22 protein-coding genes are annotated in these 23,022 nt (G+C 70.3%); 7 read left to right on the top strand and 15 right to left on the bottom strand.

Annotated elements, in window-relative coordinates:
- Positions 1-40 precede the first annotated feature (40 nt).
- The gene (locus KY469_00630) at positions 41-736 is read right to left on the bottom strand and encodes a hypothetical protein (GenBank protein ID MBW3661576.1); all 696 of its coding nucleotides are present in this window, start codon (positions 734-736) and stop codon (positions 41-43) included.
- 214 nt (positions 737-950) lie between these two features.
- On the opposite strand from KY469_00630, the gene KY469_00625 reads away from it, so the two are divergent.
- Positions 951-3,146, top strand: a complete 2,196-nt coding sequence (locus KY469_00625) for a penicillin-binding protein (GenBank protein MBW3661575.1) — start codon at positions 951-953, stop codon at positions 3,144-3,146.
- A 23-nt stretch (positions 3,147-3,169) separates the two neighbouring features.
- On the opposite strand, the gene KY469_00620 is transcribed toward KY469_00625, so the two are convergent.
- The 10 genes from KY469_00620 to KY469_00575 all read right to left on the bottom strand — a co-directional run bounded on the left by KY469_00620 (position 3,170) and on the right by KY469_00575 (position 14,798).
- A complete protein-coding gene (locus tag KY469_00620; GenBank protein MBW3661574.1) occupies positions 3,170-4,231 on the bottom strand; it encodes a serine protease in 1,062 nt (353 codons plus the stop codon).
- Positions 4,228-4,470, bottom strand: a complete 243-nt coding sequence (locus KY469_00615; protein ID MBW3661573.1) for a hypothetical protein — start codon at positions 4,468-4,470, stop codon at positions 4,228-4,230. Before KY469_00615 ends, KY469_00620 begins: the two co-directional genes overlap by 4 nt.
- Entirely contained in the window at positions 4,470-5,351 is an 882-nt protein-coding gene (locus KY469_00610; protein MBW3661572.1) for an acyltransferase, read from the bottom strand. The genes KY469_00615 and KY469_00610 overlap by 1 nt, the downstream gene beginning before the upstream one ends.
- A 1-nt stretch (position 5,352) precedes the next feature.
- Complete coding sequence (locus KY469_00605) at positions 5,353-6,282, bottom strand: class I SAM-dependent methyltransferase (protein ID MBW3661571.1); 930 nt, start codon at positions 6,280-6,282, stop codon at positions 5,353-5,355.
- A gap of 31 nt (positions 6,283-6,313) precedes the next feature.
- Positions 6,314-7,099, bottom strand: coding sequence for an enoyl-CoA hydratase/isomerase family protein (locus KY469_00600; GenBank protein MBW3661570.1), 786 nt, complete (start codon positions 7,097-7,099; stop codon positions 6,314-6,316).
- A 74-nt stretch (positions 7,100-7,173) separates the two neighbouring features.
- Positions 7,174-7,950: a hypothetical protein gene (locus tag KY469_00595; protein ID MBW3661569.1), complete on the bottom strand. Its 777-nt coding sequence runs from the start codon at positions 7,948-7,950 to the stop codon at positions 7,174-7,176.
- Positions 7,951-7,970: 20 nt separating this feature from the next.
- Positions 7,971-8,762 carry an NAD(P)H-binding protein gene (locus KY469_00590; GenBank protein ID MBW3661568.1) on the bottom strand — a complete coding sequence of 264 codons (792 nt, stop codon included), beginning with the start codon at positions 8,760-8,762 and terminating at the stop codon, positions 7,971-7,973.
- Between the two features lie 61 nt (positions 8,763-8,823).
- Positions 8,824-10,179: a diguanylate cyclase gene (locus tag KY469_00585; protein MBW3661567.1), complete on the bottom strand. Its 1,356-nt coding sequence runs from the start codon at positions 10,177-10,179 to the stop codon at positions 8,824-8,826.
- Between the two features lie 77 nt (positions 10,180-10,256).
- On the bottom strand, positions 10,257-13,130 hold the full coding sequence (locus KY469_00580) for a cell wall-binding repeat-containing protein (GenBank protein ID MBW3661566.1): 2,874 nt from the start codon (positions 13,128-13,130) through the stop codon (positions 10,257-10,259).
- An 87-nt stretch (positions 13,131-13,217) separates the two neighbouring features.
- Complete coding sequence (locus KY469_00575) at positions 13,218-14,798, bottom strand: methylmalonyl-CoA mutase (GenBank protein MBW3661565.1); 1,581 nt, start codon at positions 14,796-14,798, stop codon at positions 13,218-13,220.
- A 234-nt stretch (positions 14,799-15,032) separates the two neighbouring features.
- Here KY469_00575 and KY469_00570 point away from each other — a divergent pair, with 234 nt between their 5' ends.
- Positions 15,033-15,389: a hypothetical protein gene (locus KY469_00570; protein MBW3661564.1), complete on the top strand. Its 357-nt coding sequence runs from the start codon at positions 15,033-15,035 to the stop codon at positions 15,387-15,389.
- Positions 15,390-15,444: 55 nt separating this feature from the next.
- On the opposite strand, the gene meaB is transcribed toward KY469_00570, so the two are convergent.
- From meaB to KY469_00555, 3 genes are all read right to left on the bottom strand, one after another.
- Positions 15,445-16,419, bottom strand: a complete 975-nt coding sequence (gene meaB, locus KY469_00565; protein MBW3661563.1) for a methylmalonyl Co-A mutase-associated GTPase MeaB — start codon at positions 16,417-16,419, stop codon at positions 15,445-15,447.
- Positions 16,416-17,603, bottom strand: coding sequence for an acetyl-CoA C-acetyltransferase (locus KY469_00560; GenBank protein ID MBW3661562.1), 1,188 nt, complete (start codon positions 17,601-17,603; stop codon positions 16,416-16,418). The genes meaB and KY469_00560 overlap by 4 nt, the downstream gene beginning before the upstream one ends.
- Positions 17,604-17,669: 66 nt before the next feature.
- The gene (locus KY469_00555; protein ID MBW3661561.1) at positions 17,670-19,073 is read right to left on the bottom strand and encodes an aspartate aminotransferase family protein; all 1,404 of its coding nucleotides are present in this window, start codon (positions 19,071-19,073) and stop codon (positions 17,670-17,672) included.
- 105 nt (positions 19,074-19,178) lie between these two features.
- On the opposite strand from KY469_00555, the gene mce reads away from it, so the two are divergent.
- The 5 genes from mce (at position 19,179) to KY469_00530 (ending at position 22,482) form a co-directional block, all read left to right on the top strand.
- Positions 19,179-19,586, top strand: coding sequence for a methylmalonyl-CoA epimerase (mce, locus tag KY469_00550; protein ID MBW3661560.1), 408 nt, complete (start codon positions 19,179-19,181; stop codon positions 19,584-19,586).
- A gap of 41 nt (positions 19,587-19,627) precedes the next feature.
- Positions 19,628-20,446 carry a hypothetical protein gene (locus KY469_00545; GenBank protein ID MBW3661559.1) on the top strand — a complete coding sequence of 273 codons (819 nt, stop codon included), beginning with the start codon at positions 19,628-19,630 and terminating at the stop codon, positions 20,444-20,446.
- Positions 20,443-20,862 carry a hypothetical protein gene (locus KY469_00540; GenBank protein ID MBW3661558.1) on the top strand — a complete coding sequence of 140 codons (420 nt, stop codon included), beginning with the start codon at positions 20,443-20,445 and terminating at the stop codon, positions 20,860-20,862. Before KY469_00545 ends, KY469_00540 begins: the two co-directional genes overlap by 4 nt.
- Before the next feature lie 23 nt (positions 20,863-20,885).
- Positions 20,886-21,947 carry a zinc-binding dehydrogenase gene (locus KY469_00535; GenBank protein ID MBW3661557.1) on the top strand — a complete coding sequence of 354 codons (1,062 nt, stop codon included), beginning with the start codon at positions 20,886-20,888 and terminating at the stop codon, positions 21,945-21,947.
- Between the two features lie 64 nt (positions 21,948-22,011).
- Complete coding sequence (locus KY469_00530) at positions 22,012-22,482, top strand: DUF2269 domain-containing protein (protein ID MBW3661556.1); 471 nt, start codon at positions 22,012-22,014, stop codon at positions 22,480-22,482.
- A 3-nt stretch (positions 22,483-22,485) separates the two neighbouring features.
- On the opposite strand, the gene KY469_00525 is transcribed toward KY469_00530, so the two are convergent.
- On the bottom strand, positions 22,486-23,022 hold the full coding sequence (locus KY469_00525; protein MBW3661555.1) for a hypothetical protein: 537 nt from the start codon (positions 23,020-23,022) through the stop codon (positions 22,486-22,488).

Raw genomic sequence — 23,022 nt, 5'->3', positions numbered from 1 at the left:
GGCCCCACGTCGGTACTGAGTGGTGTTGCTGAGCGGGCCTCTAGTCGACGACGACGTCCTGAACCTGCTCGTCGTTCTTCATCTTCACCGGCTCGATGATCATCGTCCGCCTTCCGACGACCCCGGTGGCGTCGCCGTCGTTGACGTTGATCTCGGTGTACGTGGCGTAGAGCTTCACCGTGTGGATCCCCTTACCTGCGTTGAGCTGGACCCAGTTGAACGCGTTGGCCGCGCGGGTCTCCATGTAGGTGCGGATGGTCGCGTCCTGGTCATCGAACAGCGTGGTCTCGCGTTCGTACTCGCGGTCGCAGAACACGACGTTGCCGTCGTCCCCGGTGCCGGGCTCGGTCGGGTGCTCGGACGACTGGGTGACGCCGATCGGTTGCTCTGCACCGCCGTCTGTCGAGATAGTCAGGTGGTACCGAAGCTGTCCCTCCGCGGAACTCGTCTCGTTACCCATCGTCGTGACCTCGGTGATGATGGAGCACTCCGACGAGACGTGCAGCAATAGATCGGAGGTCGTTGAGGTCCGGAAGGTCTCCTCGAGGAGCAGCGCGGCGTCACCCGGAGCTACGAACGTGAGGTTGTCGATGCCCGCGCTCGCCACGACCTTGTCGGCGGGTTGGTGGGTGGCATCGGCTTCGCCGGTGAAGTAGGGGACCAGCAGGGCGGTGAGTAGGGCAAGGTAGATGGCGGGGCGCACGAAGCGGCGTGCGCGATCGATTGCATCAGTCATGGGTGGTTCGCTCCCTCTCAGGGTCTCAGGTCGGCTGTCGCCGAGGACGGGGACGGGACCTCTCTCTCCCGCGCGGAGCTTCGCCGCCCCGCGCCCCGACTCCCCCCCGACACCCCGTCCGCCCGGACAGGGCGAGGAACCACCACGCCCCGCAACGCACGCATCACTGCACGTGCTCGACCATGTAGCGCCCCGACCGCCGTAGTCTGTGGGCGTGCCTCGGTTCCTCAAGCGCCTGATCCGGCGCATGATCGTCGTCGGCGGAAGCGCGCTGCTCGCCGCGGGGCTGCTGCTCGCCTTCTTCGCGTGGCTGGCGTTGCAGATCGACTGGCAGATCCCGGACGCCGCCGCGCTCAACAGCCCGTCGGTGCTGCTCGATCGCGACGGCGGGGTCATCGCTCGGTTCACCGGCGAGCAGGACCGACGGCTCGTGACGCTCGAGCAGGTCAGCGACGCGGCCATCGACGCGGTGATCGCCGCCGAGGACGAGCGCTTCTACGAGCACCGCGGCGTCGACCCGGCATCGCTCATCCGCGCGGTCGCTCGCAACGTGGTGACCGGGTCGATCGAGCAGGGCGGCTCGACCCTCACCCAGCAGTACGTGCGCAACGCGTTCCGCGTGGTCGGTCGCGAGCGCACCATCGTCCGCAAGGTCCGCGAGGCGGTCATCTCGATCCAGCTGGAGCGTCGCCACAGCAAGACCGAGATCCTGGAGAACTACCTCAACACGGTGTACTTCGGCGAGGGGGCGTACGGCATCGAGGCGGCGAGCCTGACCTTCTTCCGCAAGCCCGCGCGTCAGCTCGACGTCGCCGAGGCGGCGGCGCTCGCACAGGCGCTGCCCGCGCCTTCGTCCCGCAATCCCCGCGTCGATCCGGAAGGAGCGCGGGAACGACGCGACGCGGTGATCGACAAGATGGCCCGCCACGGGATGATCACGCCGAGCCAGGCTGAGCGTGCCAAGGCGTCGCCTCTGCAGACCCAGCCGCGTCAGCCCTCCGAGTTCCGCTACCCGTACTTCGTCGAGTACGTGCGCAAGCAGCTCGCCCAGAACTACGGCCCCCAGGCGGTGCTGACCGGCGGCCTGCAGGTCACCACGACCATCGATCCCCAGATCCAGCGCATCGTCGACGAGGCGGTCGCGCAGGAGCTGCCTCCGCAGGAAGGCGAGAACGCCGACATCGAAGCGGGTGTGGTGGTCATCGATCCCCGCAACGGCGACATCCTCGCCATCCACGGCGGTCGCAACTTCATCGAGAACCAACTCGACCTCGCGACCCAGGGGCGACGACAGAACGGCTCGGCCTTCAAGCCGTTCGGTTTCGTCGCCGCGTTGGAGGAGGGGGTCGACCCTGACGAGCGCTACCGCGCCCCGGGGTCGATCCGCATCCGGTCGGAGGACTGCGAGGGCGCTGATCCCGCCGCCCCGACCATCGCTGTCAGCGGAGGCCCCGGCGGGAGCCTGCGCCTGCGCGATGGGCTCAGCCGCTCGGTCAACACCGTCTTCATCCAAGTCGGGTGCGAGGTCGGACCGCAGCGCATCGTCGACACCGCAGCACGGATGGGCGTGCGCAACGAGGTCACCCCCAACCCGGCCGTGGCCATCGGCGGACCGGCGTTCGGGGCGTCGGTGCTCGACATGGCCTCCTCCTTCGCCACCCTCGCCAACGATGGCGTGTACTGCCCGGCGCGTTCGATCCGTGATGTCCGCGACCAGAACGGCCTCGAGCTCGATCTGCCGGTCGAGGTGACGGTCGTGCCCGACATGCCGACGCACCCGCGCCCCTACACGGAGGAGGAGCGCGAGTCACGCCCCGACGAGCTGCGGGACCGGGATACGACGCGGTGCTTCGGGGCGGTGGACCCGGACATCACCCGCACGACCACCCAGGCGCTCGAACGTGTGGTCGCCGAGACGACCGGACGGCGAGCCAACATCGGTCGGCCGCAGGCGGGCAAGACGGGCACCGGCAACGACGAGCGTGACGCATGGTTCGTGGGCTACACGCCCGACATCGCCATCGCGGTCTGGGTCGGGCACCGGTTCTCGAACGAGCCGCTGCGCAACGTCGAGGGTTTCCGGCGGGTCCAGGGCGGCACCATCCCGGCGCTGATCTGGAAGGCCGCAGCCGAGCGCATCCTCGAGGGTGTCCCCCACACCGACTTCCTCGAACCCGGGGAGCTCGCGATCGAAGAGGGGCGTCGCCCAGGTCCGGTCTCGACGGTCGAACCGCAACCCACCGAGAGCTCGACCGAGTCCGAGGAGCCGTCACCGACACCTACCGAGACCGAGGAACCCTCGCCGACACCTACCGAGACCGAGGAACCCTCGCCCACGCCGTCACCGCGACCGTCGTGCCTGCCGCTGTTGCCTGGCTGCCCCGGGGCGGCGGGCAGCGGGCCACCCTGACATCAGGTCGGCCCTCCTCGACGTCAACCCTCCTCAGTCGGCTGCTCGGTGCCGAGCTGCTCGGGTCCGCAGCGCAGCAGCTGCTCGCAGAGCACGGCGATGGATACTGCCGTCTGCCCCTCGGGCGTCTCACCGAACGGCTGGTACGTCGCGGTGACGATGGCCACGATCCTGCCATCGAGGTCGACCAGCGGGCCGCCCAGCACGAACGCCGGTGGGAGCAGGTCCGTCAGCAACGCACGGGGCTCGACCGCCGCGACGGTGGCCGCGATCTCGGTGGTGGCGCCCGTGTCCGTGAGCGCAACGGCGAACAGCCGATCGCCCACGGCGACCGGTTCGGCTTGGGGTCGCCACTCCGACACGGTGGGCTGTCCTGCGTCGGCGCGGATCAGGGCGATGTCGAGGGTCGTGTCCCAGCTATGGACCTCACCGGCGATGACGCGGCCGTCGAGCGTCAGCTCGACGTCGGGTGCGACGCCGTTGGGGCCGTTGGGGTCCGTGACGAGGCTGAACGTGGTCACGAAGAACGTGGTGGCTCCGTCCCGAACGACCGCGAAGCCGGTCCCCGTTCGGACCGGGCGCGGGGGCGGTGGCGGTGGCGGCTCGGAGGTGCTCGTTTCGGTGGGCGAAGGCTCACCCTCGCCCGGCGGCTCGGTCGGGTCCTGCATCACCGCACCCTGTGCCTCGCCCTCGTCCGCAGGCGGAGGCGGCGAAGACTGGTCCTGCGTCGTCGGCTCGGGGGCGGGGATCGGTGCGAGGATGGCCCTGAGCGACACGATGCCGACCGCGGCCGCGTCGTCGATGGGTGCGCCCCGAGCCAGCGCGTCGCGGACCGCGTCGAGCTGCTCGGTGATCTCGTCGACCGCGTCGGCGCGAGCTTCCTCGACCTCCTCCACCGCGGTGTCGAGGCGCGCCGCGGTGTCCCGGATCTCGGTACGCAGGCCAGCGACCTGCTGGCTGTAGTAGACGACGGTCAACGCCCCGGCGAGGATGGCACCGACGAACCCGACCCCGATGAACAGGGGCAGTACCCACCAACCGAGCCGGCTCTCGCTTCCGAAGATGCGGTCACGCCACGACGTCACCCGGTCGCCCCGCGCCGACGCATGACGAGCCCCAGGACGGGGAACAGTAGCGCGCCGATGATGGTGGTACGGAGCAGGTCGTAGTCGCGGACGAGCGCCGCACCAGCACCAACGAGAGCTCCCGCATCGAGCAACACGAAGGGGATCAGACGTGCCCGGGGGCCCCCGCGCAGACGTGGCACGACGACCGCCGCCAGGGTCGCGCCGATCAGCAGGAGGACGACCCCGAGGGCCAGCATCAGGCCTCCAGAGGGTCGCCGGGGATCGGTCGCTGCTCACCTACGAGTGCGGCGGCTTCCTCCACGCTCATGCCTTTCGGGAGCCGGGACTTCACGACTCGGGCCGGGACACCGACCGCGATGGAGAACGGAGGGATGTCCTTGTTGACGACGCAGTGGCTGGCGACGACCGAGCCCTGTCCGATGTCGACGCCCCGAAGGACGGACGCCTTCTCGCCGATCCACACGTCCGGACCGATGCGCACCGGTGAGGCGACGATGCCCTGGTCCTTGATGGGCAGGTCGAGGCGGTCGTAGCGGTGGTCGAAGTCGACGACGTAGATCCAGTCCGCGAGGATCGACGCGTACCCGATCTCGATGTCCAGGTACGTGTTGATCACGTTGTCGCGCCCCATGACCACCTTGGCGCCGAGCGTGAGCTGGCCCTCGTGGGCTCGAAGCTTGTTGTCGTTGCCGATCCAGCACCACGGACCGAGCACGATGCGGCCATGGCCTGGGCGGGCGTGGAACTCGACCCGCTTGCCGGTGAAGACCATCCCGAGGAAGTCCACGCGGTGACCGCGAACGGACGCCCGCAGCTTGTGCTGGATGAAGCGTCGGTACAACGCGAGGTGCTCGGGGGTGTACATGCGGCGACGGACCGCGAACCGGATCGCCTCACGCCACCCCCAGCGCGGGTAGCGCAGCCGCAGCGGAACCTGGCGCAGCGTCTCGGCGGCGTCGGGGCGCGGCGGCACGAGGTCGACGGTCTCGTCGTCCGCGAGCAGCGCGGCGCGACGCAGGCCCTCGCGCGCGATCTCGACCCGGGTCGCAGCTTCGGCGTGGTGACCCAGCGCCTCGCGTGCGAGGTCGTCGATGTCGGAGGGGACGCGATCGGCCACGTCAGGCCGCCCCACCAGGCTTCCGCGCGTGCAGGATGAGGTTGTAGAAGAACCGGTCCGGGACGACGCGTGCGAAGACGTGGTCGTCGAGGAACGACAGCGCGAGGTAGGTGCGGTAGTTGAACATCGCCCAGCCCATGCCCAGCGCCCCCGGGCGGGCGGACGCCTCGATCGTGCGCGCGGTCCAGCCCATCCAGTTACCGGTGAGCTCCTCGGTCACGACCTCGACACCATCGAAGCCGACGCCACGCGCCATGTTCTCGACGTCCTCGGGGCGGAAGGTGTGCAGGTCGACCTCGTCCTCCAGCGCGGCGACGGCGGCATCGGTGTCGTCTCGCTCGTCCCGGGTGTCGGGGCGGCGCAGGTCCTTGAGGAACGGCAGCCGGGTGACGGTCCGGAAGGTCTTGTAGGCGCCACGCTTGAACACGGTCGCGATGCGATCGCCCCAGAGGGTCGGCTCGCCGGCGACGATCAGCTCGCCGCCCGGCTTCAGTACGCGGAACATCTCCCCGATGGCCTTGTCGGGCTCGGGGAGGTGGTGGAGGAACGCGTGTCCGATCACGAGGTCGAACTCGTCGTCGGGGTAGGGCAGCGACTCGGCATCACCCTGCTTGGTGGTGACACGCAAGCCAGCGGTCGCAGCGTTGCGTTGGCACACCGCCAACATCCCGGTGGAGATGTCGGTCGCGTGGATGTCGTCCCCGATGGCACCGCCCTGCCACAGGTTGATCAGGAAGAAGCCGGTGCCGGCGCCGATCTCGAGCACCTTGTCGAAGGTCCGGCCCTCGGGGATGACCTTGCGGAAGCGTGCGATGGCGTAGTCGATGCAGCGCTGGTCGTACGAGATGGAGAACTTGTCGTCGTAGTTGGACGCCTCCCAGTCGTGGTAGGCCTCCTGCTTCTGCTTGATGTCCATCTCGGCGACGCTCACAGCGGTCTCCTCGGTCGCGGCCTGGGGGCGGCTACTTGCCGGTGAACTCGGCCTTGCCCGGACCGTCGGCGATGAAGCTGTCGATGCCGATCCGAGCGTCGGCGGTCGTGAAGCACTCGGCGAACATCGACCGCTCGAGGCGTAGTCCCTGATCGAGCGGCATCTCGGTCCCGTCCTCGATCGCCCGCTTAGCGAGGCGCAGCGCGTAGGGACCCCTGGCGTACTCGGCAGCCTTCTCGACCGCAGCGTCGTACACGTCATCAGCGGGATGGATGGCGTCGGCCAGCCCGATCGCGAGGGCCTCGGTGGCGTCGACCATGCGGCCGCTGAAGACGAGCTCCTTGGCGCAACTGAGCCCGATGAGCCGGGGCAACCGCTGCGTGCCACCGGCACCAGGGATGATGCCCAGCAGGATCTCGGGCTGACCCAGCTTGGCGTTGTCGGCCACGAAGCGGAAGTCGCAGGCCAGACTGAGTTCGCAGCCGCCACCGAGCGCGTAACCGTTGATCGCGGCGATGGTGATCTTGGGTAGCCGCGCCAGCTGGTCGAGCGCCCGCTGGAGGTTGTTGCCGACGGTCGAGTTCACGTCCTGGTAGGTCCAGTTGGGGAACTCCTTCACGTCCGCGCCCGCCGCGAAGATCTTGGGACCACCCCAGACCACGACCGCCCCGACGTCGTCGTTCACGGCGGCCTCGGCGGTCACTTCCATGAGCTCGACGAAGACCTGCGACCCGAGCGCGTTCATCGGCGGTCGTTCGATGCGGATCGTGCCTACGCGTCGGTCGGTGTCCACCTCGAGACGGACGAACTCCCCCACTGGGCGCTCCTGTCTGCGGTCGAGCTGTCGGCAGGGTAATCCGAAGCTTGAACCGCTGAACCTGTTCAGCCGGTTCAGCGGTTCAAGCTCGCGCGCATGGGGGCGCAGACACGGCACGTCGTCCGCCTGCAGGGGGTCGCTTCGGGAGGTGGCCGCTCGGGATCGGCGACGGCGTGTGCCTCCGCCAGCTCCTCGGGCAGCCCAGCACGATCCGTGCGGAGCCGCTCGCGTGTGACCCAGCCCAGCTGCCAGCCACCGCGACGGGCCTGGGTCCAACGCGTGCGGTCCGTGTTGAACGACCGTCCTCCGCTGCGAGAGCGCGGGCTATCGCACTCCCACGCGAACCAGACGGGCGGGAACGGAACGTCGAGGTGTATCACCCGTCCGTCCGGGCACCGGAACGGGAACGGCGACGGGTACGGGGAGAAGCTCGCCGCTCGTGCGAGTTGTCGCGTGTCCAACTCCAGCAACGAGTCAGCCTGATCGAGGGTCAGCGCATCGCGCGCATGGCGGAGTGTGGCGCGACCGGGGGCTCGCCCGCACCGGTCGAGAACGGCGTCGAGTTCAGACAGCTCGGCCTTCTCGCGTTGGAGCGCGTTGACGACCACTTCGAGGACGCCACGGCCCCGCTCGCGCCGACCGAGATGAAGGAGGGCCAGGGCCACGATGGCGCAGGAGAGCCCATCGACTTCGATCCGGTCGGAGGTGAGGAGGGTGGTCGAACGCACGACATCGTCGACGCCCACGAGCGTCGGCTTCTTCCGATCGGCGGGCACCGCGAGTTGAAGCGCCGACGGAGTCTCGTCGATGACCCCGTGCAGGTACAACGCGGTCCGCCCCGTTGCGAGCACCGGCTTTCAACCTTCCGAGGTCAGCGTGAGGTGGTCATGAGGTCGCGGAGGTCCGGCAGATCCGGTTCGGGCAGCCAGGGTCCGGCGAGGGCTCGCTCGAGCAGCGGGGCGCTGTCGGCTCCCCGCCAGACCCGACCGACCAGCCGCCCCACGGCGCCCGGCGCCCCGATGCCCACGTCGTCGAGGTAGGTCGCAACCGTCATCGTCCGCGGACCGGCCAGACCGAGGACGACGTGGCCCTGGTGTGCGCTGCTACGGAGATCGTCGAGGAACGCTAACGCGGCGGCGACATCGGCCACGTCGAGGGGGGCGATGCGTCGACCCAGCGCGTCGGGTCCGGGACGCACGGCCGCGAGGGCATCGCGGAGCGGGACGCTGTCGATCAACGACGTCCGCACGACGACCGACGGCAGGGGCGCGTCGCCGAGCAGCACCTCGACCTCCCCAAGGGCCCGGCGGTACGGATCGTCGCTGTCCCGGGCGGCACCGGGCGACGACAGCGACAGCAACCGACGCACGCCCGCCCCGATGGCCGCCGTCACCACGACCGCCGCCTCGTCCACGATCGCGGCCGAGCTCGGGGCGAGGAGTCCGGTCCCCAGGTGCACGACCGTGTGGACCTGCTCCATCGCGGCCTCGAGGTGACCCTCGTCGAGAGCGTCCCCGGTGGCGACGACCACACCGGCCGCTCGGAGCGCCCCCACGTCCACCGGTCCGGAGCAGTAGGCCCGGACCTGCCCGCCGGTGGAGACGATCTCCGCGACGACGCGCTGGCCGAGTTCGGTGTGCGCAGAGGTGACGAGGACGGGCATAGCGGTCGAGTCTACGGAGAAGCCGATGCGCTTCCGCGACCGACGCGACCGGAGGGACGGCTTACGCTCCAGCCACGACCACCCGGTTCCGGCCCGCCTCCTTCGCGTGGTACAGCGCCTGGTCAGCTCGCCGTACCAGCTCGTCTGGTCCCTCCGACGACGAGACGGCGACCCCCAGGCTAGCGGTCACACGGATGACGGCCCCGTCGACCACGACCGATCGCTCCGCGACCAGCGCCCCGATGCGCTCGGCCACACGGCAGGCCGGGCCCTCGTCGGTCTCCGGCAGGAGCACGGCCATCTCCTCCCCACCCCACCGACCCACACGGTCGATGGCGCGGACCGCGGACGTCACCTGTTCGGCGACCGCCCGCAGCACGGCGTCTCCGGCGGGATGTCCGTGGGTGTCGTTGACGCGCTTGAAGTGATCGATGTCGAGCAGCAGCAGTGCCGTGAGGTGGCCGTAGCGGTGAGAGCGTTCGAGCTCGGTCGTCAGCTCCTCGGTGAACGCGCGCCGGTTCAGCAGCCCCGTGAGGCCATCGTGACTCGCGACACCCTGGAGCTCACGACGGTGCTGCTCGACCCGCGCAGCCATCGCGTTGAAGGCACGCGCCACGGGCACGAGATCGCCGTGGAGTCCCTCGTCGAGGATGCGGCCGTCGAAGCGGCCCGCCTCGATGGCCGCCGCCGCGTCGACGACACGTCCGAGGCCGCGGCGCAGGTCGCGCACCAACCAGACCAGCGACCACACGCCGACAGCGGTCGCGAGGGCAAGCGTCACGATCAGCAGCGCCCTCATGGTCGCCGCGGTGCCTTCGGCGTCCTCGGCCACGTCCACCACCGCGTTGGTCGCGGCGTCCGTGATCGCGGACAGGTCGCTGCGGACGGCCGCCAGCGAGGTGCTGAAGGTCGCGAGCAGACCGGTCCGCGCCTGAGCCTCGGGTGGCAGGACGAACGCCGGTCCGGCGACCGTGTCGCGCACGAAAGACCACGACTCCCAGGCGGTGTCGAGCCGCGCGCTCGTGAGCGACGACCGATCGGACCGCAACGGGGCGAAGGCCGCGTCAACCCGCCCCGCATGCGCCACGAACGCCTCCCGGTCGTGGTCGGCACCGCTGGCGAACCAGCGGTCGAGCAGGACCGCCGCCTCGCCGAGCTCGTCGGTGAGGTCGAGGACAGGCGCGATCCTGGTCCCAACCTCGTCACGGATGCTGGAGGTGAAGTGGGCGGTCCGTGTCAGCGCAGCCGTCAGCGCCACCGCGACGAGCACGACGGGGATGAGCGTGACGGCACCGGCGACCACGACCCGCCCCGCGGTCGTCACGGCACCGGGACGTCGCCATCGGAACAGCCGACCGCGCAACCGTGCGAGGTCGCGTGCCAGGGTCCGGGGTCGGGCATCGGTGGAGGTCGACACGACGCGAGTATCACCGCCGCGCGTCCACGGTCCGCGGAACCGCCGCGCGCTCAGCCGCCCGGACCCGCACCCGCCGCCTAGAAGAGGAACGGGTCCGGGGTATCGAGACAGCCGGTCGCGAGCACACGAAGACCGAGTTCGCTGCCGTCACCGAACACGAACGCCGGCGGCTCGGCATCCCCGGCGAGCAGGACCGGGAACATGATCTCGCGGACGTCGCCGACATGGTCGAGCCCGAGCATATGGCCCATCTCGTGCACGATCACGTCGCCCCAGGTGCCGCCGGGCCCGTAGCCGGACGGCAGCGTGTCGCTGGCGTTCAGCGCCAGACCGCCGGTCACGTAGACCCCCTCCGGACCGTAGGCGGACCCACCCAACCCCGTGGGACCGAGGTTCGGTGTCCAGCCCACGAGCACGGGCGCCCACCGGTTGCCGTACCGGTCCGGCTGCACCAGCGGACGGCCCCCGGCGTTCACCGGCTCGTCGGTCTCACCTTCGTAGACGAAGTCGAGACCTGAGACGGCCGAGATCCGGGCGAACCCCTCCTTGACGTCCTCGAGTCCGTTCGCCGGAGCGTGATCGGGGTTGAAGACCCAAGGGATCGGCGAGCACGGGTCGTAGCGGACCGGGTCACCGTTCTGGGTGAGGTTCAGGAACGCGTGGTCGGTTCCCCCGGCGCGTGCGAGATCCGACTCGACGTCCGGCGTGACGACGGACTCGCCGCCGAGCAGCACGACCCTGCGGGCATCGAGGCGCGCGATCTGCAGGCGCACCTGCTCCGGGACGCGCTGGCTCGTGACGAGCAGCAGGGGGCCTCCCGTGACGGCAGCCAGCGCCCCGCCCGCCAACGCGTCGGGGAAGTTCGCGCCCGTGGCCAGGAACGTGGTCCCCTCGAACGGCCGATCGCGGGGACTGAACGGCGCCTCGAAGGTGTCGTCGGCCACGGCCGCTGCCGTCCCGATGCGATCGTCTCCGGCGAGGCGCTTCGGCGCCGAGCCGATGATGCCCGCCACCTCTGATACCACGTCGTCCGAGACCGCTGCCTTGCCACCGAGCACGATCACCTCACCTGGTCGGAGCCGCTTGAGTTCGACTCGGGTCGGGTTCGGCAGCGACTCACGCCTCGTCAGGAGCACCGGCGCCCCCCGGACACCGGCTGTGGCCCCACCCGCGAGCGCGTCCGGGAAGTTCTCCCCGGTGGCGAGGTAGACGACCTCGGCCCCATCCGGGAACGCTGCCGACGAGGTCTTCGCGGCGGTCTCGTAGCGATCGCCGCCCGCGATGCGGGTGACGGCCCCGTCGGTGTACGCCGCCAGGAAGTCGAAGACCGTCCTCGACACGGCCACCTCCCCGCCGAGGACGACGATCGCCCCCGGTCGCAGCCGGGTCAGCTCGGTCGCCGTCGCCTCGGGGATCTCGCCCTGGCGGACGAGCAGGATGGGTCGGCGCGTGCGACCAGCCACCGGCGAGACCGACAGCGCGTCGGGGAAGTCCAGACCGGTGGCGACGTAGACCAGGTCCACACCCGGCGCGAACGCATCGGCGCTGATCGCGGCTGCGGTGAGGTAGCGATCGCCGCCCCACAGTCGGTCCACCAGGTGCTCCGCAGCCTCGGGGCAACCGGACGCCGCGTCGACGCGGAGGTCGTCGCGGAAGGCGAGCACCACAACACGACCGTCCTCCCGCGTGACCGCGACGAGCGGGGCGATGCTGTCGCCCCGGAACGCGACGGCACCGGGTGCGGCGACCGGCTGGTCGAACCTCTCGGAGGCGGTCGGAGATCCCGCTAGCACGGTGTCGTTGGGAACGCCGTCGAACGTCCGGAAGGTGGCGACGCCGACGCCATGCGACAGCGGACCCGATCCCTGGAGCAGGTGCGTCCGACCGGATACCGCCAGCACCCGCCCGGTGGCGGCCAGGCCGCCGCCCTCGAGCGGCTGGCCACGGGGGGCGACGACGACCATGCCTCCGTCCCCGAACGAGGCCTCGGCCTGCAGGTCGGGGTCGTAGCCGAACAGGCGCGTCTCGGGCACCTCTTCGACGAACGTCGTCACGCCGAAGGTCACGGGTCCGGACGCCTGAGCGGCTCCGAACGCGACGTCGTCTCCGCCCAGATCCCGGATGCGCAGACCCCCGGGCAACGGCGTGCCATCGCCCTCCCACCCCGCGAGGAACCAGTCGCGTTCGCCGACAGCGCCGGTCGAGCCGGTCACGATGATGCGGCTGTCGAACACCACCACGAGGTCGGCCACGGTCGGTGCCGCGGTCTCGGCGGTCGCCCAGCCGTCATCGTCGAACGCCGGTTCCAACGCGCCGTCCGTGGTCAGACTGGCCACGAGCACCTCGCCATCGCGGGTACCTGCGACGACCGGGGCGCTACCGAAGACGGCTCCGATCGCCGCGCCGCGCTCGTCACCACCGAGGTCGTGGCGCACGATGCCGTCGTCATCGAAGCTCGTATCGCGGGCGCCGTCCGCTCGGAACCGCGCCACCGCGACGTCGCCCTCGTCGTCGCTGTCCACGATCGCCCCGACGACGAGCAACGTGCCATCGCCGACCTCGTGCAGTCCCCCCACGACGGCGCGTTCGCCGCTCGCCAGGGTGCCGAACGGGCGCGCGAGGAGACCGTCCGAGTTGCCGAGGTCGGTGTCAGACTCTCCGGTCGCCGTCAGCGCGACCAGGACGTCGCCGGAGGTACGCGCCACCGCCAGCACCGTGGACCCGTCGGGACGGGTGAGCACATCGACGACCGTGCCCGTGGTGTCGAGGACGATCTGGCCGCACGAGCCGTAGGGCTCGGAGAACAAGGCAGCGGAGCCTACCGGTGCGTAGCCCCGTGCCGCATCGACCCGGGTCTCGGCCGCGACCGGGACCACCCCCACGAGGACGAGGCCCACGGTGACGAGCGCCGCGAGGCCGGGCGCGAGGCGAGACGAGGTTCGAGCGCGCATGCAGCCCTCCACGGACCCTGTGGAGCACCCCACGCCCCATCGGTGCGCGGAGGCTACCCACGCGCCCCCCGCACGGTCGCGGGTTCGTCAGATCCGCGGAGCCTCGGAGTACTCCCCGAACACGTCCTGGAGCGCTCGGGAGATCTCGCCGACGGTGCACTCCGCCCGGACCGCGTCCATGATCACCGGGACGAGGTTGTCGTCCGAGGCAGCCGCTCGGCGCAGGTCCTCGAGGGCCGCAGCCGCGGCTGCGGCGTCGCGGGCAGCCCGGGCTTCGGTCAGACGCGCCTTCTGCTCACGCTCCACCTCGTGGCTGATACGCAGGATCTCGAGCTCGGGTTCGTCCGTTTCGACGTACTTGTTCATGCCGACGATGTTGAACCGGCCCTTCTCGACCCGGTTCTGGAAGTCGAAGGAGGCGTCAGCGATCTCGGACATGAACCAGCCGTCCTCGATGCCGCGCAGCATCCCGTCGAGGATGGTGCCGTCGGGGGACATCTGCTCGATGCGCCGGAAGTAGTCCTCGGCCTGCCGTTCGATCTCGTCGGTGAGGGCCTCGACGAACCACGACCCACCGAGGGGGTCTATGACGTTGGTGACGCCGGTCTCCTCGGCGATGATCTGCTGCGTGCGCAGCGCCACCCGAGCGGCGTGCTCGGATGGCAGTGCCAGCACCTCGTCCAACGCGTTCGTGTGCAGCGACTGGGTGCCCCCCAGGACGCCGGCCAGCGCCTCGATCGCGGTGCGGACGATGTTGTTGTCGGGTTGCTGCGCGGTCAGCGACACCCCGGCGGTCTGGGTGTGGAAGCGCATGAGCATCGCCTTCTCGGCGGTCGCCCCGTAGCGCTCCTTGAGCCAACGGGCCCAGATGCGTCGTCCCGCTCGGAACTTGGCGATCTCCTCGAAGAAGTCGATGTGCGCGTCGAAGAAGAAGCTGAACCTGGGCACGAACTCGTCGGGGTGCAGACCCCGCTGCTGCCCCAGCTCGACGTAGGCGAACCCATCCGCGAGCGTGAACGCCAGCTCCTGTACCGCGGTGGAGCCGGCCTCGCGGATGTGGTAGCCGCTTATCGAGACCGGGTGGTAACGGGGCACCTCCCGGGTGCAGAACTCGATCAGATCACCGATCAGGCGCAGGTGCGGTCGGGGCGGGAACAGCCACTCCTTCTGCGCGATGTACTCCTTGAGGATGTCGGTCTGCAGCGTCCCGGCGAGCTCCTCGAGCTTCCAACCCTGTCGCTCCGCCGCGACCGCGTACATGCAGAACAGCGTGACCGCCGGTGCGTTGATCGTCATCGAGGTGGTGATCTCGCCCAGCGGCAGGTCATGGAACACCGTCTCCATGTCGTGGACCGTGTCCACGGCCACACCGCAGTGCCCCACCTCGCCCAGCGATCGCGGATCGTCGGAGTCCAGGCCCATCAGCGTCGGCATGTCGAAGGCGACCGACAGCCCGTGCTGCCCCGCGTCGACGAGGTCGTGGAACCGCCGGTTGGTCTCGGCCGGGTCGGCGAAGCCCGCGAACTGGCGGATCGTCCACGGCCGGGTCCGGTACATCGAGGGGTACACCCCACGCGTGTAGGGGTACTCGCCGGGGTAGCCGATGCGGTCGAGGTCGAGGTCGACGTTGTGAGGCCCGTAGAGCGGCTCGAGCGGGATGCCACTCATGGTCGTGAAGTCCGCATCCAGCTTGGGTGCGGCATCGAAACGCTCCCGCCAGGCCTCGTAGCGCTCGCGCCAGGACTCGCCCACCTCGGACCTCCACTCGATCTCCTGCAGAGTACCGGTGGGCGCCACGGGGCTTCCGGGCGACCGGCGGAGAAGTTTTCCCTCGCGCTCACCCACGCCACTACCTTCGGGGCGCCTCCGGCCGTCGGGGGTGACCCGAGCCAAGGGGCTTCCATGTTCCGCACGTCCCGCGTCACCGCGGTGTTCATCGCCGGCGCCATCGCGCTCACGGCCTGCGGCGGTGATGACGCCGAGGCCGACTCCTGCGACGAGGTCGTCGACGAGACGCTCGCCCTGATCCAGAGGGCGATCGACGAGGCGAACGAGATGTCGGAGGCGGAGCTCACCGCCGGAGAGGAGCCGGCGTTCGTCGCCGAACTCGAGACGGAGGGGGCGGAGCTCGAGGAGCGGGCCGAGGAACTCGACTGCGACGAGCAGCAGGTCATCGAACGGCTCGACGAGATCGACGTCGAGGAGGGCTCGGTCGGGGAGCTGATCCTCGACCAGATCCGCTCCGAGGGTCTCGGCTAGGGACACGACGTCAGCCGAGGAGGTGGCCGTGACGGTCACCTCCTCGTCGCACCGACTACGGCGCGTCCGGACCCAGCGCGGCCAACAGTTCGTCCGCGGCCGTGTAGGGGTCGAGGTCGCGGGCGGCGACCTTCGTCGCCAGGGACTCGATCAGCGGATCGTCCGCCCCGCCGATGGACGCGAAGCTGCCGCGGATCCGTTCGAGGGCGATCTCGCGCACGATGTAGGCGGCGCGGTGACGCTGCCGCTCCGCCAACACGCCGGACGACTCGAGGTGCACGTGATGCTGCTCGAGCGCGTCGACCAGCTCAGGGATGCCCTCGCCGCGGACCGCGACGGTGCGCAGGATGGGCGGCCACCAGCCGTCGACGGCACCGGTCTCGTGGCCCATCTCGACCATGCCGCTCAGCTCTGCTTCGAGCTTGCCCGCCCCGCTGTGGTCGGCTTTGTTCACCACGAACACGTCGGCGACCTCGAGGATCCCGGCCTTCGCCGCCTGGATGCTGTCGCCCATGCCGGGAGCGAGCGCGACGACGGTGGTATCCGAGGTCTGCGCCACCTCCACCTCCGACTGGCCCACCCCGACGGTCTCGATGATCACGACGTCGAAGCCCGCCGCGTCGAGGACGAGCGCCGCCTGGGGCGTGGCGAAGCTCAGGCCCCCGAGGTGGCCGCGCGCCGCCATGGAGCGGATGAAGACCCCGGCGTCGGCGTGGTGGCCCTGCATCCGGACGCGGTCGCCCAGCAACGCCCCGCCCGTGAACGGCGAGGACGGATCCACGGCGATCACCCCGACGGTGCGGTCGCGGCTGCGCAGCTCAGCGGCGACCGCGTTCGTGAGCGTCGACTTCCCCACGCCCGGCGACCCCGTGATGCCGATGGTGCGCGCCCGTCCGGTCCGCGGGTACAACGCCTCCACGATGCCGCGCAGCGACTCGGGCGTGCCGTCCTCGACGAGGGTCAGCAGGCGTGCGACGGAGCGCCGGTCGCGTGACTCGAGCCCGGCGACGAGCTGATCGACGTCGCTCAGCCCGTGACCTCCACGATGAGCGCGTCGCCCTGACCGCCGCCGCCGCACAGCGCCGCGGCACCCGTACCGCCACCTCGACGGCGCAGCTCGTTGATCAGCGAGACCGTGAGGCGGGCACCGGTGCAGCCGATCGGGTGGCCGAGCGCCACCGCCCCGCCGTTGACGTTGACCTTGTCCTCGTCGAGACCGAGGTCGTCGGTCGCCGCGATGGCCACGGACGCGAACGCCTCGTTGATCTCGTATAGGTCGAACCCAGCGGGATCCGCCCCGATCTTGTCGGCCGCTCGCTTGATGGCGGCCGACGGCTGCAGGTGCAGCGACGGGTCCGGGCCCGCCACCGTGCCCCAGCTCTTGATCGTCGCGAGCGCCGCGAGCCCGAGCTCGTCGGCCTTCTCGCGACTCGTCAGGACGAGCGCAGCACCGCCGTCGCTGATCTGTGACGCGTTCCCGGCGGTGATCGTGCCTTCCTTGACGAAGACGGGGCGCAGACCACCGAGCTGATCGGCGGTGGTGCCGGGGCGTATGCCCTCGTCCTGCTCGATGACCTCGGGGTCGCCCTTGCGCTGGGGCACCTCGACGGCGACGACCTCGTCGTCGAACCCACCTTCCTTCCACGCCGTGGCGGCACGCTCGTGGGAACGGGCTGACCACTCGTCCTGGCGGGCGCGGCTGATGTCGAAGCGCTCGGCCTGGTAGTTGTCGGTGGCCTCGCCCATGGCGCACATGTCGAAGGCGCACGTCAGCCCGTCGTACTGCATGACGTCGACGAGCCTCCCGTCGCCGAGGCGGTAGCCGAAGCGCGCCTTGTCGAGCACGTAGGGGGCGGTCGTCATCGACTCCATCCCTCCGGCCACGACGAGGTCGAAGTCGCCGAGGCGGATGAGCCCGTCGGCGCGAGCGACCGCCGTCATGCCGGACAGGCAGACCTTGTTCACCGTCTCCGACGCGACCCCCATGGGGATGCCGCCGTTGACCGCGGCCTGACGGGAGGTGATCTGTCCCTGACCGGCCTGGAGAACGTGCCCCATCACCACGTAGCCCACCTGTTCACCCTCGACGCCCGCGCGCTCGAGTGCGGCGCGGATGGCGTGGCCGCCGAGGTCCATGGCGTTGAGGCTGGAGAAACCTCCGCCGAACTTGCCGATCGGGGTGCGGGCGTAGCCGACGACGACGGTCTCGGTCACGGGACTGGTCTCCTGGTGAGGCGTGTGGTCATGGTAGGCCCCGCCCCGAGCCCCTCGCGAACGCGCTCAGGCGGTGTGCGCCGCCACCACGGCGGCCACCGCACGTTCGACGTCGTCGTCGTCGGTGACCCAGTCCGAGACCGAGATGCGCATGAGCGCCTCCTCCCTCCACGTGGTCCCCGAGAAGAAGACCTCGCCGTCGGCCTGGATCCGCTCGATCACCGCCCGCGTGTGACCGTCGTCGTCCTGGCCGGTGGGATCGCGGAAGCGCACCAGCACCTGGTTGAGCACCACGTCGTTGCGGATCTCGATGCCGTCCGTCGCCGCGAGGTCGCGCGCGAGCCTGCTGGCGTGGCGGCAGCAGCTCTCGACCACGTCCGCGACGCCGGAGCGACCCAGCGCCAACAGCACGGCGTACGTGGCGACGCCCCGGGCTCGACGGGAGAACTCGGGCCCCCAGTCGAGGGGGTCACGTTCGTCTCCGGTTCCCTGGATGAGGTAGCTGGCCCTCGTCGTCGTCGCGCCGCGGTGCGCGTCGGGGTGGCGGGTGAACGCGTAGCCGCTGTCGTAGGGCACGTTCAACCACTTGTGGCCGTCGGTGCTCCACGAGTCCGCACGGTCGGCACCCGCCGTGAGGTGGCGGGTGGTCGGACTCACCGCGGCCCACAACCCGAACGCGCCGTCGACGTGCAACCAGGCGGGGTTCCCGCGCTCGCGGTGAGCGTCGACAGCGTCGGCGACGGCGGGCAACGGGTCGAAGGCACCGCTGTTCACGTTGCCCGCTTGCGCGGCGACGATGGTGGGGCCGCTCACTCCCCGCAGCACCTCGTCCAGCGCGGAGGCATCCACCCTGCCCTGTTCATCGGCGGCGGCCGTCAGCAACCGCCCCGCACCCAGACCGAGGTAGCGCAGGGAGCGATCGATCGTGGTGTGCCGCTCCTCGCCGGCGACTACGGAGACGTGCGGGGCGTCCTGGAGGCCGTCGCGCTCGACGTCCCAACCCGCCTCCGCGAGCACGTGATGACGGGCCGCTGCGAGGCAGGTCCAGTTGGCCATCTGCCCTCCGGTGACGAAGCCGACGCTGGCCTCCGGCGGCAGCTCCATCAGCTCCACGAGCCATCGCCCCGCCACCTCCTCGGCAACCGACACACCGGGGGTGGGCGCGTACAGGCCGGCGTTCTGATCCCACGCCGTCACCAGCCACTCCGCGCCGAGGCCGGCGGGGTGGGTGCCCCCGATGACGAAGCCGAAGAAGCGGCCCGCGTTCATGGCCGTCACGTGCGGAGCGATGCGGCGCGCCACCTCGGCCACCACGTCCGCAGGGTCCTGCGGCTCCTCAGGCAGCGGCCCGTCGAGATCCGCGTGGACCTCCTCGGGCGTCGACGGGGGCAGGATCCGCCGCTCCGGCAGCGACGCGAGGTACTCGCCTGCCGCCTCGTAGGCGACCCTCGTGACCTCGGTCCAGTCCACGTGTCGCACCCGTCCATCCTCCTGTCTCGGGGAGGATGCCCCAAGGGGCTGGGCAGCTGGGGACGTGGCGCGGCACCATGCTCCTGACCAGCCGCTGGAGGACACGTGGACGTCACCCGTATCGACCAGATCGCGATCGCGGTCGACGATCTCGACGAAGCTCTCGAGTTCTACCGACGCGCGTTCGGCCTCGTGCCCGAGTATCGCGAGGTCGTCGAGTCCGACGGCGTCGAGGAGGCGATGCTCAAGGTCGGCGACACCTACATCCAGCTGCTCCAGGCGACACGGGAGGACAGTCCGATCGCTCGCTTCATCGCCCGTTCCGGACCGGGGCTGCACCACCTCGGGTTCGGCGTGCGTTCCGTGGCCGGGGCGCTGGAGCACCTGCGTGAGGAGGGCGTCCGGCTGATCGACGAGGATCCTCGCCCCGGGGGTGGCGGGCACACCGTCGCGTTCGTGCACCCGAAGGGCACCGGTGGTGTCCTGGTCGAGCTCGTCGAGGACGAGGCCTGACGCGGCGTTGGTAGCCTGGCGTCGACCGACCGGGAGAGGGTGTGACCGTCGCGGACACCGATCGCACGTGGAGCGACGCCGACCTCGCCTCTGCGGTTCGTGACCACTTCCGGATCGAGCTCGTCGCGACGGGTCACCTCGCCGGTCGCGGTCGGGTCCACGTCACGGATCGGGGGATCATGGTCGGGGTCGGTCACCGGTCCGTCTTGAACCGAGCCACGGCGCTCGACCTCCAGCAGTTCGATCTCACGATGTCCGAGGTGAGCGGGTTCTTCGGTCCGTTCGACCACACACTGTGGATCGAATCGCTCATCGAAGCGGACGACACGGCAGCGTTGATGCGGGAGCGTGGGTACATCGCGCTCCCGACGATCCACGGCATGGCGACGACGACGCTGCCCGACCACGTGGCGCACGATGCCGAAGGCGCCCACCACGCGGATCTGATCGCCGATCCCACGCTGGCCGCGAACATCGCTGCCGTGTCGGTGACGGGGTTCGGTCTGGGTACCGATGACCAGCTGCTGTTCGAGGATCTCGCCCGAGCCGTGCTGCGCCACGCGCGGCCGTGGGACCACGGGGCCATCTACGGCGTGTACGGAGCTGGGGAAGGGCTCGTCGCCGTCGGCTCGTTGCTCTGCACGACGGATGCGGCCGGGATAAGTGGTCTGGCGACCCTCCCCGGGCATCGCCACGCCGGCTACGCCACGGCCATCACTCTGCGTGCGCTCCACGATGCGGCTGCGCTCGGCTACGACGTCGGGGTCACTTTGGCGACGCCCGACAGCGAACCGACGATGCGGACGCTCGGGTTCCGACCGGTGATCGACTACCACGTCTACCGGTGGACGGGCCCGTGAGCTTCTCCGACCGCATCCGCGCGTGGTTCAAGGGCGAGAGCAAGGGCCGCTCGCCCGGTCCGTCGAGCGCGCCGCCCTCCAAGATCTCCACGAAGGACCTCGAGGAGTTCCTCCGGACCCGCAACGGGGTCGAGGGCTACATGGAGCCGCGGACGGCCATCTACTCGACCACGCTGCTGCTGGTCGCCGGTGATGGGGAGTACCTGCGCCGTCCGGTGCGCGACCGCGACCAGGCGGACGAGCTGTGCACGAAGCACAACGTGCCGCTCTACGACGCTGCCATCGTCGGCTACCCCCAACGTATGCGCGACTTCGACCGCGGCATCAGGCGTGACGAGATCACGCTCGACGACCTCCCACCCTGGCCCGGGGACGACGGTCCCAACGAGCCGCCGGCGGCAGCCGGCGAAGACTGACCCACCACTAGCTGAGGTTGCCCGTGCAGATCCCCTCGACCATGCGCGCCGCACGTCTGCACCGCTCCCGCGTCGAAGGGGGCGACGACGTCCGCATCGACGAGGTGCCGGTTCCCGAGCCCGGTCACGGTGAGGTCCTGGTGCGCATCGCCGCCTGCGGCGTGTGTGCGAGCGACCTCCACGTCGTGCAGGGTGTGACGCCCCACGGCCCGTCACTGCCCCAGACCCTGGGGCACGAACCGGCTGGCATCATCGCGGCCCTCGGCGACGACGTCTCCGATTGGTCACCCGGAGACCGGGTGGCCTTCCTCATGGCACGCCCCTGCGGCACCTGCAGCTACTGCGAGGTCGGTCGTCACGCCATCTGCCCGAACCTGTCGATCCCCGGCATCGACGCCGACGGTGCGCAGGCCGAGTACGCGGCGGTCGGGGCGGACTACCTCGTCCCCGTCCCCCCGGAGGTACCTCTGGCGCACGCCGCGATCCTCACCGACGCGGTCGCCACGCCATACCACGCGCTGAAGCGTGGCGGTGTGGGTGAGGGGGTCGTGTGCGCCATCTTCGGACTCGGCGGCCTCGGGATGCACGCCGTGCAGCTCGCGAAGCTCTCGGGGTGCACCGTCATCGGCGTGGACGTCGACCCCGTCAACCTCGAGCGGGCCACCGCGTGGGGCGCCGACGAGGTGATCGACGCGTCCGACGGCAAGCCGGCGAAGGCCATCCGCCAGCTGACCGGCGGGGTGGACCGCTCGTTCGAGTTCGTCGGGAAGAACGAGACCGTGGACCAGGCGGTGAAGTGCCTGAAGCCGGGTGGACGCGCCACCGTCGTGGGCCTGACCCCCGAGCCGCTCCACCTGCTGCCGGAGGCGCTGTTCGTGGCGCAGGAGCTCGAACTGGTCGGCTCGTTCGGCTCGACCCCGCAGGACCTCGGCGAGCTGATGGACCTGATCGAGGCCGGACGGCTCGATCTGACCCGCTCCATCACGCACGAGTTCGACATCGAGGACTTCCCGCGGGCGCTCGAGATCCTCGAGAACCGCGACGAGCACCCCATCCGGATGATCATCACTTACGACGGGGCATGAGCCGAACCCGTGACAGAGGCACGACTCCCGAATACGTTCCCCGACAGCCTTCGGGAGGTGTGCGTTGAGCGGCTACGAGCTGTGGAAGTTCCTCCACATCGTCGGGGCGATCGTCTGGCTCGGCGCTGGCGTGACGCTCTACCTGCAGTTCGCCTACCTCGGGATGCAGCGTGATAGCGCCGGGCTGTTGAAGATGACGCGGATGGCGAGCTGGATGGGGCCGCGCCTGTTCGCGCCGGCGGCGATCGCCACGCTCGTGTTCGGCATCATCATGGTCCTCACCGAGGACGGTCTAGCGTTCAGCGATCCGTTCATCACCATCGGCTTCGCGGGGATCATCGCTTCGCTGATCATCGGCAACGGCCTCACCGAGTCGAGGGCCAAGCGCTACCTCGAGATAGCCGAGGAGGAAGGCCCCGACGCGCCCGCGCTCGCCGCCATCGGCCAGCAGATCGGGACCTACAGCCTCGTCGACCTGATCGTGCTCTTCTTCGTCGTGTGGGCGATGGTCGCCCAACCGAGGTGGTGGGGCTGACCCTCACCCGCTCACACGCTGGGTGACCTGCTGGTTCAGCCGTCGCAACAGTTCCTGCACCTCGGCCACGTCCTCGGGGTCCGCGCCGGGGAAGCGGTGGCTGACCTCACGCACGGCCCAGCCGTCGTCGGGCTGCTGCTCCAGGGTCACGACACCCTCGATTCGGCCGACGTCCGTGATGGCCTGGTAGCCCACCAGCGACTCGGGCGTCACCGGTTCAGGGACCGTGCGCTCGGAACCGAGGATGGTCAGCGCTGCCCCCGTCCCCGCCACGTCGGCGAGCGCGTCCGCGATGGCGTCAAGGTCCCGCTCGAAGACGACGGCGCGGTACTCCGGGGTGGTCAGCGCGTACGCCGCTCCCCCCTCGCCTTGCAGCAACGCAGTCAGGAAGCGCTCGGCCACCTGCTCCTCAGGGCGCGGCCCACGGGTGAGCGAGAACGCGATGACCGCGACCACGGCGACGAGCGTGGCCGCCCCCGTCGCGAGCGCGACCCGGACGAGCCGTCGAGCCCGACGGGGGCGGGGCGGGCGGAGCGCCAC

It is taken from the genome of Actinomycetota bacterium (genome assembly GCA_019347575.1).
Classification (GTDB): domain Bacteria; phylum Actinomycetota; class Nitriliruptoria; order Nitriliruptorales; family Nitriliruptoraceae; genus JAHWKY01.
The sequence above is the reverse complement of the archived record's forward strand: the minus strand, read 5'-3'. Positions and strand labels throughout refer to the sequence as shown.